This window comes from Pseudomonas sp. S1_E05, from assembly GCF_056337105.1.
Genome location: NZ_JBFRHM010000001.1, coordinates 2,112,361 through 2,125,802, shown reverse-complemented (window position 1 = coordinate 2,125,802; position 13,442 = coordinate 2,112,361). Strand labels below are relative to the sequence as shown.

The window sequence follows — 13,442 nt, the reverse complement described above, 5'->3', positions numbered from 1 at the left end:
CCAGTGATCAAAGGCAGGCTTTCAGGTCGCGAGCGAAGGCCCTGGCCTGATGGGGCCTGAGGTGCGAGACGGTCACGCGCAGGGCTTGCGAATGTCCATCGACATCGAAGGCGGTGCCCAGGCGAACCAACCAGCCTTTCTTGGCCAGTTCATAGGCCACGTCCTTCGCGTCCCTGGGCAGTGGAATCCAGACGTTGAACCCGCCGTCAGGTTTGGTGATGTCGATTCCGGCCTGGGCAAGTTCCGCACACAGTTCATCGCGCAGTCGCGCGTAGCCGGCCCGGGCTTCATCCATTCGGGCGAGCGATTCCCCGGATTTAAGGCCCGTGATCACGGCCGCCTGAAGAATGTGGCTGACCCAACTCATGCCCGATGCGAGTCGGGTGCGCAGGCGTGCGGCAGTCAGTCCATCGCAACCGACAAATGCCACACGCAGGTCCGGGCCGAGCCCTTTGGAGACCGAGCGCACGAGCGCCCAACGTGCAGTGCCGGGCGGGATGACTGAGTAGTAGGGCGTTTCATTGAGCAGGCCGAAATGATCGTCGACGATCACGGCCACCTCGGGAAACTTGCCCAGGACCTTCTTCAGTTGCTGCGCGCGCTGGCTGGACAGGCTGCAGCCTGACGGATTGTGGGCGCGAGGGGTGATCAGTACCGCCCGTGCGCCTTTGGCCAGGGCTGCGTCAAGCGAAGCCGGGGTCATGCCGTATTGATCGATCTCAACCCCGAGGGTGCGCATGCCGCCAAGGCGCAGCGCATTGATCGTGCCGAGAAAGCCGGGATCCTCGATGGCCACCCCGTCGCCCGTAACCAGCAGCGCGGCAGCCAGACGCTCGATGGCATCGACCGCGCCATGGGTCAATTCAAGGCTCAAATGGGCAGGGCAATCAGGCGCCAGCCATTGCTCGCCCATCTCCTCGTAACTCCGGGAGGAGGGTGTCGTCACCGTACAAGTACGGTCGGGTAAGCGGCTCGGCGAGAAGCGAGGCGACCGAGGGCAGCCACGCAGGGTTCGGGTTGCCATCGGCCAGGTCGACCAGGGCTGTGCCGCTGCTCAAGCCTTCCTGCTCGCCGGCTTGGGGGGCTGGCAAATGCTCGTGCCATGGCGGCCCTGAGCCAAGGCGATGCCGGCGGTCACCAGACGCTGGTACGCCGCGGCGACCGTATTGCGATTGACATTGATCTCTTCTGCCAGTTCTCGCACCGGTGGCAACGACGCACCGGGTGCGAGCTGCCCGTTCTGCACCAGGGCGCGGATGCAGTCAGCGATCTCCTGGGCGGATTTGCCTTTGATTTTAGTCATTGTCCTATGCCAATATTTATTTAGACACAGACAAAGTGTATCGGAGTTCAAAGCGCTTGGGTATGTGCAAGCGGCTGACGCTCCCTGTGAATGAGGAGAGGCTGACATGAACGAACGCAGTGCTGATTCACCCACTCAGACCCGCCATGACCAACATGGCTTGTGGCCTGTCGCCGAGACCGTCGACGACTTTCGGCGCAACCTGGCAACGGTCAATGCCCGTATCGAGGCCGCCTGCGCCCGGGTCGGGCGTGACAAGAGCAGCGTCCGCCTCTTGCCGGTGAGCAAGACGGTGGACGAAGCGCGCATCCGTCTCGCCCACCAAGCGGGTTGCCTGATGCTTGGCGAGAACAAGGTCCAGGAAGCCAGCCGGAAGTGGGAGGCGATGCGTGACCTGCCGGCGCTGCGCTGGTCGGTGATTGGCCACCTGCAAACCAACAAGGCCAAGGTCGTCGCCCAGTTTGCCAGCGAGTTCCAGGCACTCGACAGTCTTCGCCTGGCGGTTGTGCTGGATCGTCACTTGCAGGAAGCGAGCAGGTCGCTCGATGTGTTTGTCCAGGTCAATACCTCCGGCGAAGACAGCAAGTACGGACTGCGTCCTGAGGATGTCGCGGGATTTCTTCGAGAGATGCTGGCGTTTCCTTCGCTGCGCGTGCGAGGGCTGATGACCCTGGCCGTGTTGTCAGCGGAGCCTGCGCGCGTGCGCACCTGTTTCGCACTGCTGCGCAACCTGCGCGACCAACTGCGTCAGGATCTTCCCCCCGAGATCGAGCTTGATGAGCTGTCGATGGGGATGTCCGGCGACTACGAGATTGCCATTGAGGAAGGCGCCACGGTGGTGCGGGTAGGGCAAGCGATCTTCGGTGCACGCAATACGCCTGACTCCCATTACTGGCCTACGGCTTCAACAGCAGATTGAGCTCGATTCACTTATTGAAGGAACGCACCCGATGCACACTCACAGGCTGATTATTCGCCGGCACGACAAGTTACTTGGCCATTTTGATTCCAGTACACCCGATGCTCGGGACGCGATTCGCGAGATCGCCTCGCGTTTTCCCGAATCCGAAGGCTTTGAGGTGCAACTGTTCGTTGCACAGCAGGAGAGGCGCTTGCTGGAGAGCGGCCCCGAAGGCATTCGTCTGATCGGCATTGAGCCCGTTTTCACAAGCGCGGCGCTCGAAGGCTGAGCCACATCGGGCAACTTTTTTAAACTTTGCAGCCATCTTCGAGCAACTGCTGACGTTGCGCCATAGTGTCGACCAGTTGCGGGCGATGGAAGAGGCCAGGGTCCGGTCGCTGCGGGGTCACCAGACTATGGTGCCGGGGGAGGCAGTTCACTTGTCTTTCCTGAAATTGCAGGAGGGGATCGCCGGGCTCGAGGAAGTGCTGGCGACCCTCGCCGAAGCTACCGGTGACGTACCCAAACTTTAACCTCTCCAGGCTGAAGGGATGCACTCACGCGCTGTTCGCTCTGGCGCTATCGGTGGACATCCCCTCAGCCCACAGACGTCTTAGCGCAGCCTGCGCGGTGTCCGGCCGATTCTTCGATCCAGGGCCAGCAGCACACCACCGATCAAGAGCGCTGCGCCGGCGACCATCAAAGGCGACTTGGGCGCCGGAGAGCGCCATCCGCCTTCCACGCTACGCTGCTGATCAGAGAGACCAAACAGGTTGCCTGAAGTCGTGTCGCACTGCGGGCTACGATTCAAAGCGGTGCGCGTCAACCAACCGGAGAGTTGTGGGAAGCGCGGTAGCAGAAAGTGGGCGATGCGAGCCAGGGTTGCTGCGCTTCCCACGGTCGTGCTGTTTCTAGGCGCAATGGCGCACGTGACCATGGCCCTGGCAACCCGATGGGGATCATAGACGGGCGGTGGCGGTTTGAGCGCATGACCGGTGAAGTTGCCACCGTCGCGAAAACCTGGCGTATCCATCACCGCAGGGTAGATGTCGCAGACTTTGATGCCGGGGAATGAATGCAGCTCGCCGCGCAGCGCTTCGCTCAATCCACGCAATCCGTATTTGCTGGCCGAGTAGGCCGCAGCATAGGGTTGCGCGACCCAACTGCCGAGCGACAGGGTATTGATCAATATGCCGCGCCGCTGCGCCTTGAAGTATGGCCAGGCGACATAAGCGCCGCGCAGGTAGCCCAACAAGTCGGTTTGGAGCACCTGTTCATGTGCTTCCAGGGGCGTTGTCTCGAAGTTGCCAACCGCGCCAACCCCTGCATTGTTGATCCAGATGTCGATCCGGCCATTGCCGAAGGAGGCGGCTTGCTCGGCCAGGTTGCGCATGTGGTCGTTGTTGGTGACATCGGTGGGCACCGCCACGGCCGAAGCGCCTCGTTCGGCGCATTCCTGAACAACTTCATCAAGCGTATTTTCATCGCGCGCGGCCAACACCAGGCGAGCACCCTCGGCGGCGAAGGCGTGAGCCGCAGCGCGGCCGATGCCGCTGGAGGCGCCGGTGATAACGACCACTTTGTCATTCAATCTGCCCGCTGTCAGACCCACCCCGGATTCGGGGCGGGCTGGAAAGGTGATGGGATCCGAGGGAGCTGTAAATGGCTGCTCGTGCAGTGGCAGTCGCGCACCGTCGGCCAGGATCAAGGTGAGGCCCTCGATGGTGCCAACGAGCCGGTTTGGGAACACGGGCTCACCGGTGGGATCGAGCTCATCCAGGTAAAACTGGCGGCCCTCCATCCAACCGACGGCAGTCATCAACTCCGGACCCAAGTAATATTTGCCGTCCAGGAAAAAACCGGAGAAAGGTCGTGCGCGCTCGAGTTGTTCTACGACGTAGCGCTCTCCGACCTTCATGCCTGTTGATGGATCGATCATGGTGACGCCCTCCGATTCGCTAGTGTTGCGATAGAGGCTCACGCATTACGCAACGTTCAATCGAAGTGACTCAATGGTGCTCCCGGTGCCGCTTCCCGGATGGAGGTTCACACCCTGGCTGCTTGAACATCTTGAGTCTGGAGGGGGCAATACCGCGGGTAATCGGTAAAGCCTTGTTCTCCACCGCCATACATCCCGGCGGTATTCAGCGCATTCAACGGCCAGCCATTAGCGATACGCTGGGGCAGGTCGGGGTTGGCGATAAAGGGCCGGCCAAACGCAATCAGGTCGGCCAGGCCGGCGTTGATCAGGCGGGTCGCGCGCTCTGCGGTGTAAAGCCCGGCGTAGATAATCCGCCCTGAGAACGTGCTTCTAACGTCACGACGAAAGTCTTCGGGCAGGTCAGGGGCATTGGCCCAGTCCGCTTCGGCAATGGAAAGGTAAGCAATGCCTTCCTGTTCGAGCACCTTGATGGCTTCGATGTAGGTGTGGTGCGGGTCATCTTCCACGAAACCAATGTAGACGCGGTCCTCTTGAGTGCTGGTGAACAGTGGGGTGAAGCGTACGCCCACACGGTCGGGTCCGACGACGGCGCTGACGGCTTGTACCACTTCACGTAAAAAACGCAGGCGGTTTTGCAGCGAGCCGCCGTATTCATCGGTGCGCTGGTTGGCGTGGGCGGAGATGAACTGGTTGACCAGATAACCGTTGGCGGAGTGAATCTCGACGCCATCGAACCCGGCACTCAAGGCATTGCGCGCCGCCTGGGCGTAGAGTTCGATCAGTTCCTTGATTTCGGCGATACTCAGCTCGCGCGGCATAGAGGGCTCGACCAGCGTGCCGGTGCCCGGTCCGGTTTCGATAAAGGCTTTGACCTTCTGCGCCTGGATGGCGGACGGTGCGACAGGGGGCGCGTTGTCCGGTTGCAGGGCGCTATGGGACACGCGCCCGACATGCCACAGTTGCGCAAAAATAACCCCGCCTTCGGCGTGTACGGCGTCGGTCACGGTACGCCAACCCTCGATCTGCGCCTGGCTGTAGATGCCCGGTGTCCAGGCATAGCCCTGGCCACGGGGTTCGATCTGTGTGCCTTCGCTGACGATCAAGCCGGCGGTGGCCCGTTGCTGGTAGTAGCGGGCCATCACTTGCGTGGGTACGTCACCGGGCTGGCCGCTGCGTTGGCGGGTCAGGGGCGGCATGACGATCCGGTTTTTCAGCGTCAGCGGGCCCAGCGAAGTGGGTTCAAACAATGAGCGATGCTGCATCGGATATTTCCTTTCGGTTTGAGCGTGGCGGGCTTGGGCATCAGCCACCGCCACGGCCCGGGTCATTGCGGCGCGGGGACGTCGAAACGCCTCCTGAAGCATGGGATTAGCGGTTGTTCAACAGGTCGATCAGGACCTTCGCCGTTTCGCTCGACGACCCCGGGTTCTGGCCGGTGATCAACAGACCGTCGCGAACCACGTAGGAAGCCCAATCTGCGCCTTTGGAATACAGGCCGCCGTTAGCCTTGAGCATGTCTTCAACCAGGAAGGGCACCACGTCGGTCAGACCGACCGCGTCCTCTTCGGAATTGGTGAACCCGGCCACGTTCTTGCCTTGAACCAGTGGAGTGCCGTCGGGATTTTTCACATGACGCAGGACGCCCGGCGCATGGCAGACCAGGGCCACAGGTTTGCCGTCGGCCTGGAAGGATTCGATCAGTTGGATGGAAATCGGATCTTCAGCCAGATCCCACAGCGGGCCGTGGCCACCCGGGTAGAAAACCGCATCAAAATCGGCCGGCGAAACGCTGTCCAAGCGTACGGTGCTGGCGAGCAATGCGATGGCCGCCGCATCGGCTTCGAAGCGGCGAGTCAGGTCAGTCTGGAAGTCTGGCTCGTTACTCTTCGGGTCGAGCGGTGGCTGACCACCGTTTGGCGACGCCAGGACGATGTCAGCGTCGGCTTCCAGGAAGGCGTAGTAGGGCGCCGCCAGCTCTTCGAGCCAGAAGCCGGTTTTACGGCCAGTGTTGCCGAGGGTGTCGTGCGAAGTCAGAACCATGAGAACTTTCATTTTGATGTTCCTTTTTTGGATTGAGTGTACGTGGATCTAATTAGACCGGTCGTCTAGTCGATGGGGTTACCTTAAATGCGATTAGACCAGTCGTCTAGTAAAATTCGATTATTTTTTTGCGAACGCCTTCCAGAGCGAGAAAAAAGGGGGAACAGAGAGCAAGAAAGCCGGCGCGAGCGTTGGAGGGCTCGCTCGTTGCGCCAGTACCGTCAAATGTGGAGGACCGTTACCGATCCTTATAGGTCAGGACAGATCGAGCAGCTTGCGAGTTGTCGCCAGCGCCGTTTCGAAGGGCTGGACACTCTTGCTGATCTTGACCATTACGCTGGCACCGACCCACAGCTGATACAGGCTTTGGGCGACCGCATGAGGTGGGTCATCCGACTTCAGGGAACCTTCAGCGATCCCGATTTCAATCGCGCTCGCAATTCGGTCAATGATCCCGGAGGTGCCTCGCTTGAGCACCGCTCGCATCGTTTCCGAGAGATCGGCCACCTCGACACCCAGCTTCACCGCCAGGCACTTGCCCTGGCAGTCCTCGAAAGATTGGGTTTGTTGCCAGACGTCCCAGTACTTCATCAGGCGCTGGGCCATGGTCAGGCCCGGCAGCGCCAGGACGTCATCGAGTTCGGCGAGATAGACCGAGAAGTAGCTTTCCAGCAAGGCTTCGCCAAAAGCGTCCTTGGAGCCGAAGTAATGATAAAACGACCCTTTGGGCACACCCGCAGTGGTCAGGATTTCATTGAGGCCCACGCCGGAATACCCCTTGGCGGCCATGATTCGCTGGCCGACATCTAGGATTTCCTGGCGCACATCAGAGGTTTCGCGAGTCTTTGGACTGTTCATGGTCGGCATGTTATTCCGTACTAGACGATCAGTCTACTCGTGGTGGATTGCCGGCTCATCAGCGCTCGCCAAAGCCCCGCGTATCAACGACGCGAATGTGTCTATCGTCTCATCTCCCTGATGGCGACCCCGAACCATTGCACCCGCAAGGGCTTCCCCAGCGCCAACGAGTCCCGTGCAGCGTCGCTGCAACTCCGCTGCGGATAAAGGCGTGTGGGGCTCAAGGACCGCGACGAACATTTGTACGCAGTTATCCAGCAGTTCCTGAAAAACCAACGCTTTCTCGGTGCTGCCTGCCAACGCCGCGCCCACGGCGTGAAATTCATCGGTGTTGTCTGCCGCGCATTGGATATAGGCGCTGGCCAGCACCTGGGCGGTCTCTTCCAGGCTGCGAGGGTGGCTGGACATGGCGTTGCGAAAGGCGCTGACCCGCTCGGTATCGATCCATTTATAAAGCTCGATCAGCAGTCCAGATCGAGTGCCGAAATGGTCGTAGACCACCGGTTTGGAAACACCTGCGCGGACTGCGAGATGCCCCAAGGTCAATCGGTCTGCATCTTCTTCACGCACGATCACTAATGCGGTGGCGAGTAACTGGCGATGGCGGTCGGCGTGCGAAAGCCTTCGCGACGCTGGAGCAGGGGTGGAGCGATTGACGTCTTCTTGCACGGTATTAACCCCAGGGAAAATAAAACCTACCAACGGTAGGTTACGAGTCTCGGCGACTCGTGTTAGCGTTCCTACCAATAGTAGGTTGTTACCCAAAACACAAGGAGAACACTATGTCCATGCATCCAATTTTGTTGATGGGCGGCTCTGGCGCCATTGGCCATCATACTGCCCAGGCGTTGCGCGCCGCTTATCCGGACGTGCCGCTGCTGATCGGCGGCCGAGACCTCGCCAAGACTCAGCACGCTGCCGAGCAGATGGGAGGGGCGCAGGGAGTGGTGATTGATCCCTCGGCCGAAGACCTTGGCCTGGGGGATCGCCCCGTCAGTGGCGTCGTGGTTTTCTACATGGATCACACGCTGGCTGGGCTGCATTTTGCCCAGAAACGCGGCGTACCGCACTTGAGCATCTCATCGGGCGTTTTTGAAATCGCGCCGCAAATTGCCATTTACATGCACACCCCAGACGCCGCTCCCATCGTCCTCGGTTATGAGTGGATGGTCGGCGCGACGACCGTGTCGACACTGAGTATCGCCCAGGCATTCGGCAAGGTGCATGACATCCGCATCCACGCGCTGGTGGATGAGCAGGACACCGGGGGGCCGACCGTCGCAGCCGATTTCGAACACCTGAACAAAATGTTGCCCGCCGCGTTGACGCGTCGTGAAGGTGCGTACATTTGGCGTGAAGCGCAGGACGCCAAGGTCGACTTCTGCGCCGTCGATGGCACGCCAATGGAAGCCACGGGCTTCTCGTCCATCGATGTCGTTGGCCTGGCCGCCGCGACGGGGGCACCCAATGTCCAGTTCAACCTGGCCAGTGGCGTGAGTTCAACCCGACGCCAGGGCGGATCAATGTCCACCGAGATCATCATTGAGCTTGCCGGTGTGAATCGCCAGGGTCACCCCCTGCGCACCCAACACGCCTTGATTCATCCGGCGGGCGCTGCACCGCTGACAGGCCTCTGCGTGGCGATGAACCTGGAGCGATTGCTTGGGTTGGACGGTCAGGCACCGACGCCTCCAGGCTTGTACTTCCCCTATCAGTTGCTCGATGCGGCTGAATTCCTAAAACGCCTGGAAGATGAAGGAGGGGAGCTGCGTGAACTGCCGGAGCAGTGAAACTGCTCCGTCGCCTCAGCGCAGCAAAACGAGGCGCACTGAGATAAGGGGGCAGGCCTTGAACAGGCGCGATGGATCATTGCGTCCATCGTCCTGTTGGGGTCAGGTTCTCACCGTCGATCACAGCCTTGTTTTCCAATTCCTTGGGTAACACCTTGCGCTGATTTTCTGCGCTTCCCTCAATTTCTGTTGTTTCTTTTCGCCCCATACCACGGCATTCAAATGTTCTGTGCGCCAGGACGGCGCCCGGAATCTCATTTGGTGAAGGATTGCCTGCGCGAAATGGCCGAAAATGGGCGAAAAAGTCCCTCTGATTACTCTTCAAGTCTCGGTTGTCAGTAGTTGGCACGAAAATAGGTTAATAGGGATTAATCGATTGTTGAACAATCGTGGTCACCCTATTTCCAACTACCGAGAGTTCCCAACATGCAAAACGGTCAGCAGGGAAAGGCCGAGCAGGTGGCGATTCAACTGCGCGAAGACATTATCGGTGGTCGCCTGCTGCCGGGCATGGCGCTGGTTGAAAGCGAGCTGGTCAATGCCTACTGCGCCTCGCGCAATACTGTGCGTGAAGCGTTGCATCATCTGGGTCGGGAAGGGCTGGCCAGTTATGCGCGTAACAAGGGTGTGATCGTTCGCCGTCTGGGACCGGATGATGTTCGCGACATATTCAAGGTGCGTCGCACCCTGGAGTTGCAGGCGATTGCCCAGAGCAAGCCGCTTCGCGAATACCAGTCGGATTTGATGCTCGATGCCATCGAAGCCGCCCAAGTGGCTCAGGATCGCGAGAATTGGCAGGCCTTCGGCACACACAGCCTGAGGTTTCACCAACACATTGTCGGCTTGATGCGCAGCCCGTTGTTCAACGAGTTCTTCACCCAAGTGATGGCGCAGATGCGCCTTGTGTTTTCCCTCGCCCCCAATGAAGAGCGCTTCCAGAAGCCCTGGCTTGAGCGCGACCGCTACATCCATGACTTGCTGGTCGAAGGCGACAAAAAGGGCGCAGAAGAAGCGCTCGGCAGTTACCTCAATGATTCCGAACGACTGCTCCTGGACATCTTGGGCAGCCATCCAAAACACTAACGAGGACACATCATGTACAAGGATTATCCAGCGGCTTATCAGGTCAGCAAGGGTGCCGCATTGCAGGTCGACAAAGGCTTTTACGACCGCATTCGCGAAGCGAAGGATGGCCGTACCCTGGTTGAGCAATTCGAAGTGCCGATCCGTACCGGTCGTGCCTGGAAAGTCCCCGCGGGTCATGTGTTTCGTGTGACCACACCCGTTGGCCCCCAGGTGGGCGACTTTAACGTCTGGAACGCCAACGATCCCCGTGAACGCATGTGGGCGGCGCGCACGCGGCAACTGCAAGGCGCGCATGTCACCACTTATGACCGCCTGTGGTCGAACCTGCCGTTCCTGCGTCCGATGGTCACCATCACTGACGATAGCCTGGCCCATTACGGCATCGACGAACATGGCGGTCGCCTGCACGACTTGTTGGGCACCCGCTGCGACCCGTATGTGAACAAGATGCTGACCGGCGAGGATTTCCACCACCACTGCCACTCCAACCTGACGCGCGCGGTACTGCCGCACGGCCTGACCGAGTTTGACGTGCACGACGTGCTGAACATTTTCCAGTGCACGGGCCTCAATCATGACGACATGTACTTCATGAAAGCCTGCCCGGCCCAACAAGGTGATTACCTGGAGTTCTTTGCCGAGATCGATCTGCTGTGCGCGCTCTCGACGTGCCCGGGTGGTGACTTGTCGCTGCCGATGTGGGGCCCGGATGCGCAAGACCCGCTGACGGTCTGCCGGCCGTTGGGCGTGGAAATCTACCGGTTGGATGAAGACCTTCTAGGCGATTGGCAACAACCGGCGCGCGCCAGCTACAACGGCAATCACGGGTTGCTGATCCCAAAGGCCGCCTGGGAAAAGTAAGGGCAGGGTAGCCTTGGCCTGAGGTGATCGCTCACCTCAGGCTTGCCCCTCGGCAGGCTACGCCGAAACCTTCTCGTCCTCAGTCGCCTGCACCGCCTGCGCAAGATCCTCGGTCATGCGCAGCTCGACGCCTGTCGCCGAATACTGTGCCGCCGCAGCGAATGGCGCAGAGGCTACCGGCACCGGGTGCTCACGACGACGCCAGACGAAGAACGCCACCATCGCCAGATTGATCACCGCAAACGCCCAGAACAGACCTGAAGGTCCGGCCCAGGTCATGACCGGCGAGATGGTCATGGGGCTGACGGCGGAACCGAGTGAGTTGATCAGCAACAGGCCCTGGATCATCCGCACCAGCGCGCCATCCGGCGCGCTGTCGGCGGCGTGACTGACCGCCACCGGATAGACCGCGAACACCCCGCCACCGAGCAGGAACATGACCAGCAGCATCGGCCAACCAGACGGTGGCAACAGCACCGCCGCGACCGACAGCGCAGCACAGGCGGCGGCCAGAATGATCAGCACGCTTTGGCGGTCCTTGCGGTCCGACCAGCGCCCGACCGGGTATTGCAGGACCATGGCGCCGAAAATAACCGCTGCCATCATGTGCCCGACCTCGGTGACATTCAGTCCGACCTTCTGCAGGTACAGCGGCAGCAGGGTATACACCGCCGCAATGGCCACCCCGGAGCCAAAACAGCCCATGACGCCGGTCGGCGTGATTTTCAGCAACTTGGCCGGATGCAACGGCTCTGCGCGCTCCACCAGCGGCGTAACTTTGGGAAGCATCACGATCGGCACCAATGACAGCGATGCCAGCATGGCGGCAATGGTGAACGGCACCGCGTCGCCCGCGCCCATCACCGTGCCCAGGCTCAACTGCCCCAGCAGGCCTGCGCTGTAGAGCGCGATCATGTACAGCGCCAGCAGGCGCCCACGAATTTTCGGTTCGGCCACCAACAGCAGCCAGCTCTCCACCACCAGGTAAACACCGACAATGGCCCAGCCGTTGATCAGGCGCAGCGCCGACCAGATCCATGGATCGCTGCACAGGCCTTGCAGGGAAATGGTCACCGCGATCAATGCAGCGAAGCAGCTATAGGCCCGAATGTGACCGATGCGGGAAATCAGCCGCTCGTTGAAGATCGACCCCAACGTCAGTCCGATGAAGTACGCCGACGACACCACGCCCACCATCGTCGCAGAGAAACCCATGGCATCCAGGCGCAGCGTCGTCAGCGACGACATCAACGCGCTGCTGATGCTCATGATGAATAAACCCAATAGCGGAGCCAGCGCCATGGACAGCAATTGCACAGACATAACGACCTCAGTGGACAAACAGACAGGTAGCGTTGCTGGCGGTGGCTTTATTGGAATTGTGCAGCGGGCAACTCAGGGCGCGCATCTTAGCGGGCGGCAAGGCGCTGTTGAAGAGCGTGGTCGGAAGATTTTCGGCGAATGTTCACGCAAGCCGATATTTGGCATCTTGTCGAGTTTGCTGGCACTGAACCTTGGCAACGTTGAGGGTGCCTTCAAACGCCTCAAGCGCCGCGTGAACCTTTTGCAGCCCGAGGATCTGCGTCATCAACTCGCGCTTTTTGTCGGTGATCGCCTTGTGTACCGAGTCCCAGGGCAGCGCCTCGCCTTGGTGATCCTTGAGGATCAGCTGCATTTCCTTGAGCTTGAAACCCAGTTGCTGGGCGCATTTGATGAAGGTCAGCAGCTCCACGCTTTGCTGGCTGTAAATCCGATACCTGCCCTCGCGCCGGGGCGGCGCCAGCAAGCCGATGGCTTCGTAGTGACGGATGGCTTTAACCGTGGTACCTGACAACTGGGCGGCTTTGCCGATGTACATGAAACGTCCTTTTTTCACACGAGAGGGGCGCACAAGCGCAACGCCGCATCTTTACACAGCCATGCCCGTTTGCAAGGTCATGCGGCAAGGCCGTGCATCAACGGCGGGCCAGATCCCGGGCCTGCTTGCGCCAGGCTTCGCGCTGTTGAGGGGTGGAATCGAGGATCGGCCCGAACGTCAGGGTTTTCAGCGGCTTTATGCCGCAGAACGCCAGGGTGGTCTTGCGCATCTGGTGCAGGCCGGGCATGCGGTAGACCCACTTGTAGTACCACGGTGGCGTGTCCATGGTGACCAGCAGGTGAGCGGTCCTGCCGTGGAGTAGCTTGGCGGGAAAGGCCTTGCCTTCGCGGTACTTGAAGGCAAAACCGGGCAGAAACGTCCGGTCGAGAAAGCCTTTCATCAAGGCAGGTATGCCACCCCACCAGATCGGAAAGACCAACGTCAGGTGCTCGGCCCAGGTGATATCGGCCTGCGCCCTGAGCAGATCGGGTTCCAGAGGCTGGATCTGTTGGTAGCCGTCGTGCAGGATCGGGTCGAAGCTCAAGTCACCCAGGCGGAGCACCCGCACATCGTGCCCGGCACGCCTGGCTGTTTCGACATAACACTCGGCCAGTGCACCGCAGAAACTGTTCGTTGAAGGGTGACCCAGAATCACCAGTACCCGTTTGCTCATGATCACTTCATCCTGAAAATTGGGTAGTGAGCATAGGGTGTGCCCTTAGGGGGAGAGTCAACGGATGGCACCCGCAGCGGTTATTGCTGGTGGAGATCGGCAGGTTGCGCGCTGAAAGCGCAGCAGACGA

Annotated in this window: 17 protein-coding genes; 5 read left to right on the top strand and 12 right to left on the bottom strand. The window is 60.2% G+C overall.

The features are described 5' to 3' along the window. Window positions 1-7: 7 nt before the first annotated feature. Window positions 8-913: an aminotransferase class I/II-fold pyridoxal phosphate-dependent enzyme gene (locus tag AB4N33_RS09780; RefSeq protein ID WP_476457149.1), complete on the bottom strand. Its 906-nt coding sequence runs from the start codon at window positions 911-913 to the stop codon at window positions 8-10. Window positions 914-1,054: 141 nt separating this feature from the next. Continuing rightward, the gene (locus AB4N33_RS09775) at window positions 1,055-1,303 is read right to left on the bottom strand and encodes a GntR family transcriptional regulator (RefSeq protein ID WP_476457148.1); all 249 of its coding nucleotides are present in this window, start codon (window positions 1,301-1,303) and stop codon (window positions 1,055-1,057) included. Window positions 1,304-1,409: 106 nt separating this feature from the next. On the opposite strand from AB4N33_RS09775, the gene AB4N33_RS09770 reads away from it, so the two are divergent. Together AB4N33_RS09770 and AB4N33_RS09765 are read left to right on the top strand one after the other, a co-directional pair. Beyond that, on the top strand, window positions 1,410-2,222 hold the full coding sequence (locus AB4N33_RS09770; RefSeq protein ID WP_476457147.1) for a YggS family pyridoxal phosphate-dependent enzyme: 813 nt from the start codon (window positions 1,410-1,412) through the stop codon (window positions 2,220-2,222). A 31-nt stretch (window positions 2,223-2,253) separates the two neighbouring features. Further along, a complete protein-coding gene (locus tag AB4N33_RS09765; RefSeq protein WP_476457146.1) occupies window positions 2,254-2,493 on the top strand; it encodes a cytoplasmic protein in 240 nt (79 codons plus the stop codon). A 19-nt stretch (window positions 2,494-2,512) separates the two neighbouring features. Here the strand turns inward: AB4N33_RS09765 and AB4N33_RS09760 are convergent, their stop codons facing one another. The 6 genes from AB4N33_RS09760 to AB4N33_RS09735 all read right to left on the bottom strand — a co-directional run bounded on the left by AB4N33_RS09760 (window position 2,513) and on the right by AB4N33_RS09735 (window position 7,713). Continuing rightward, window positions 2,513-2,644 (bottom strand): hypothetical protein, encoded by a 132-nt coding sequence (locus AB4N33_RS09760; protein ID WP_460142032.1) that lies wholly within the window; start codon window positions 2,642-2,644, stop codon window positions 2,513-2,515. Between the two features lie 173 nt (window positions 2,645-2,817). Further along, window positions 2,818-4,143 (bottom strand): SDR family oxidoreductase, encoded by a 1,326-nt coding sequence (locus tag AB4N33_RS09755; protein WP_476457145.1) that lies wholly within the window; start codon window positions 4,141-4,143, stop codon window positions 2,818-2,820. Between the two features lie 107 nt (window positions 4,144-4,250). Beyond that, entirely contained in the window at window positions 4,251-5,408 is a 1,158-nt protein-coding gene (locus AB4N33_RS09750) for an alkene reductase (RefSeq protein WP_476457144.1), read from the bottom strand. 106 nt (window positions 5,409-5,514) lie between these two features. Beyond that, the gene (locus AB4N33_RS09745) at window positions 5,515-6,198 is read right to left on the bottom strand and encodes a type 1 glutamine amidotransferase domain-containing protein (protein WP_460126072.1); all 684 of its coding nucleotides are present in this window, start codon (window positions 6,196-6,198) and stop codon (window positions 5,515-5,517) included. Between the two features lie 243 nt (window positions 6,199-6,441). Further along, entirely contained in the window at window positions 6,442-7,044 is a 603-nt protein-coding gene (locus tag AB4N33_RS09740) for a TetR/AcrR family transcriptional regulator (RefSeq protein WP_476457143.1), read from the bottom strand. 33 nt (window positions 7,045-7,077) lie between these two features. Continuing rightward, window positions 7,078-7,713 (bottom strand): TetR/AcrR family transcriptional regulator, encoded by a 636-nt coding sequence (locus tag AB4N33_RS09735; RefSeq protein WP_476457142.1) that lies wholly within the window; start codon window positions 7,711-7,713, stop codon window positions 7,078-7,080. Window positions 7,714-7,826: 113 nt separating this feature from the next. Here AB4N33_RS09735 and AB4N33_RS09730 point away from each other — a divergent pair, with 113 nt between their 5' ends. Next, window positions 7,827-8,834, top strand: coding sequence for an NAD(P)-dependent oxidoreductase (locus AB4N33_RS09730; RefSeq protein WP_476457141.1), 1,008 nt, complete (start codon window positions 7,827-7,829; stop codon window positions 8,832-8,834). A 76-nt stretch (window positions 8,835-8,910) separates the two neighbouring features. Here AB4N33_RS09730 and AB4N33_RS09725 read toward each other — a convergent pair whose 3' ends face one another. Next, on the bottom strand, window positions 8,911-9,159 hold the full coding sequence (locus tag AB4N33_RS09725; RefSeq protein WP_476457140.1) for a hypothetical protein: 249 nt from the start codon (window positions 9,157-9,159) through the stop codon (window positions 8,911-8,913). Window positions 9,160-9,260: 101 nt separating this feature from the next. On the opposite strand from AB4N33_RS09725, the gene AB4N33_RS09720 reads away from it, so the two are divergent. Both AB4N33_RS09720 and AB4N33_RS09715 read left to right on the top strand, forming a co-directional pair. Next, window positions 9,261-9,917 carry a GntR family transcriptional regulator gene (locus AB4N33_RS09720; RefSeq protein WP_476457139.1) on the top strand — a complete coding sequence of 219 codons (657 nt, stop codon included), beginning with the start codon at window positions 9,261-9,263 and terminating at the stop codon, window positions 9,915-9,917. A gap of 12 nt (window positions 9,918-9,929) precedes the next feature. Further along, complete coding sequence (locus tag AB4N33_RS09715; RefSeq protein ID WP_460126062.1) at window positions 9,930-10,781, top strand: urea carboxylase-associated family protein; 852 nt, start codon at window positions 9,930-9,932, stop codon at window positions 10,779-10,781. A 57-nt stretch (window positions 10,782-10,838) separates the two neighbouring features. Here AB4N33_RS09715 and AB4N33_RS09710 read toward each other — a convergent pair whose 3' ends face one another. The 3 genes from AB4N33_RS09710 to AB4N33_RS09700 form a co-directional block, all read right to left on the bottom strand. After that, a complete protein-coding gene (locus AB4N33_RS09710; protein ID WP_460126060.1) occupies window positions 10,839-12,104 on the bottom strand; it encodes an MFS transporter in 1,266 nt (421 codons plus the stop codon). Between the two features lie 142 nt (window positions 12,105-12,246). Beyond that, entirely contained in the window at window positions 12,247-12,639 is a 393-nt protein-coding gene (locus AB4N33_RS09705) for a MerR family transcriptional regulator (protein ID WP_460126058.1), read from the bottom strand. A gap of 97 nt (window positions 12,640-12,736) precedes the next feature. Beyond that, a complete protein-coding gene (locus tag AB4N33_RS09700; protein WP_476457138.1) occupies window positions 12,737-13,312 on the bottom strand; it encodes an NAD(P)H-dependent oxidoreductase in 576 nt (191 codons plus the stop codon). Window positions 13,313-13,442: the final 130 nt, after the last annotated feature.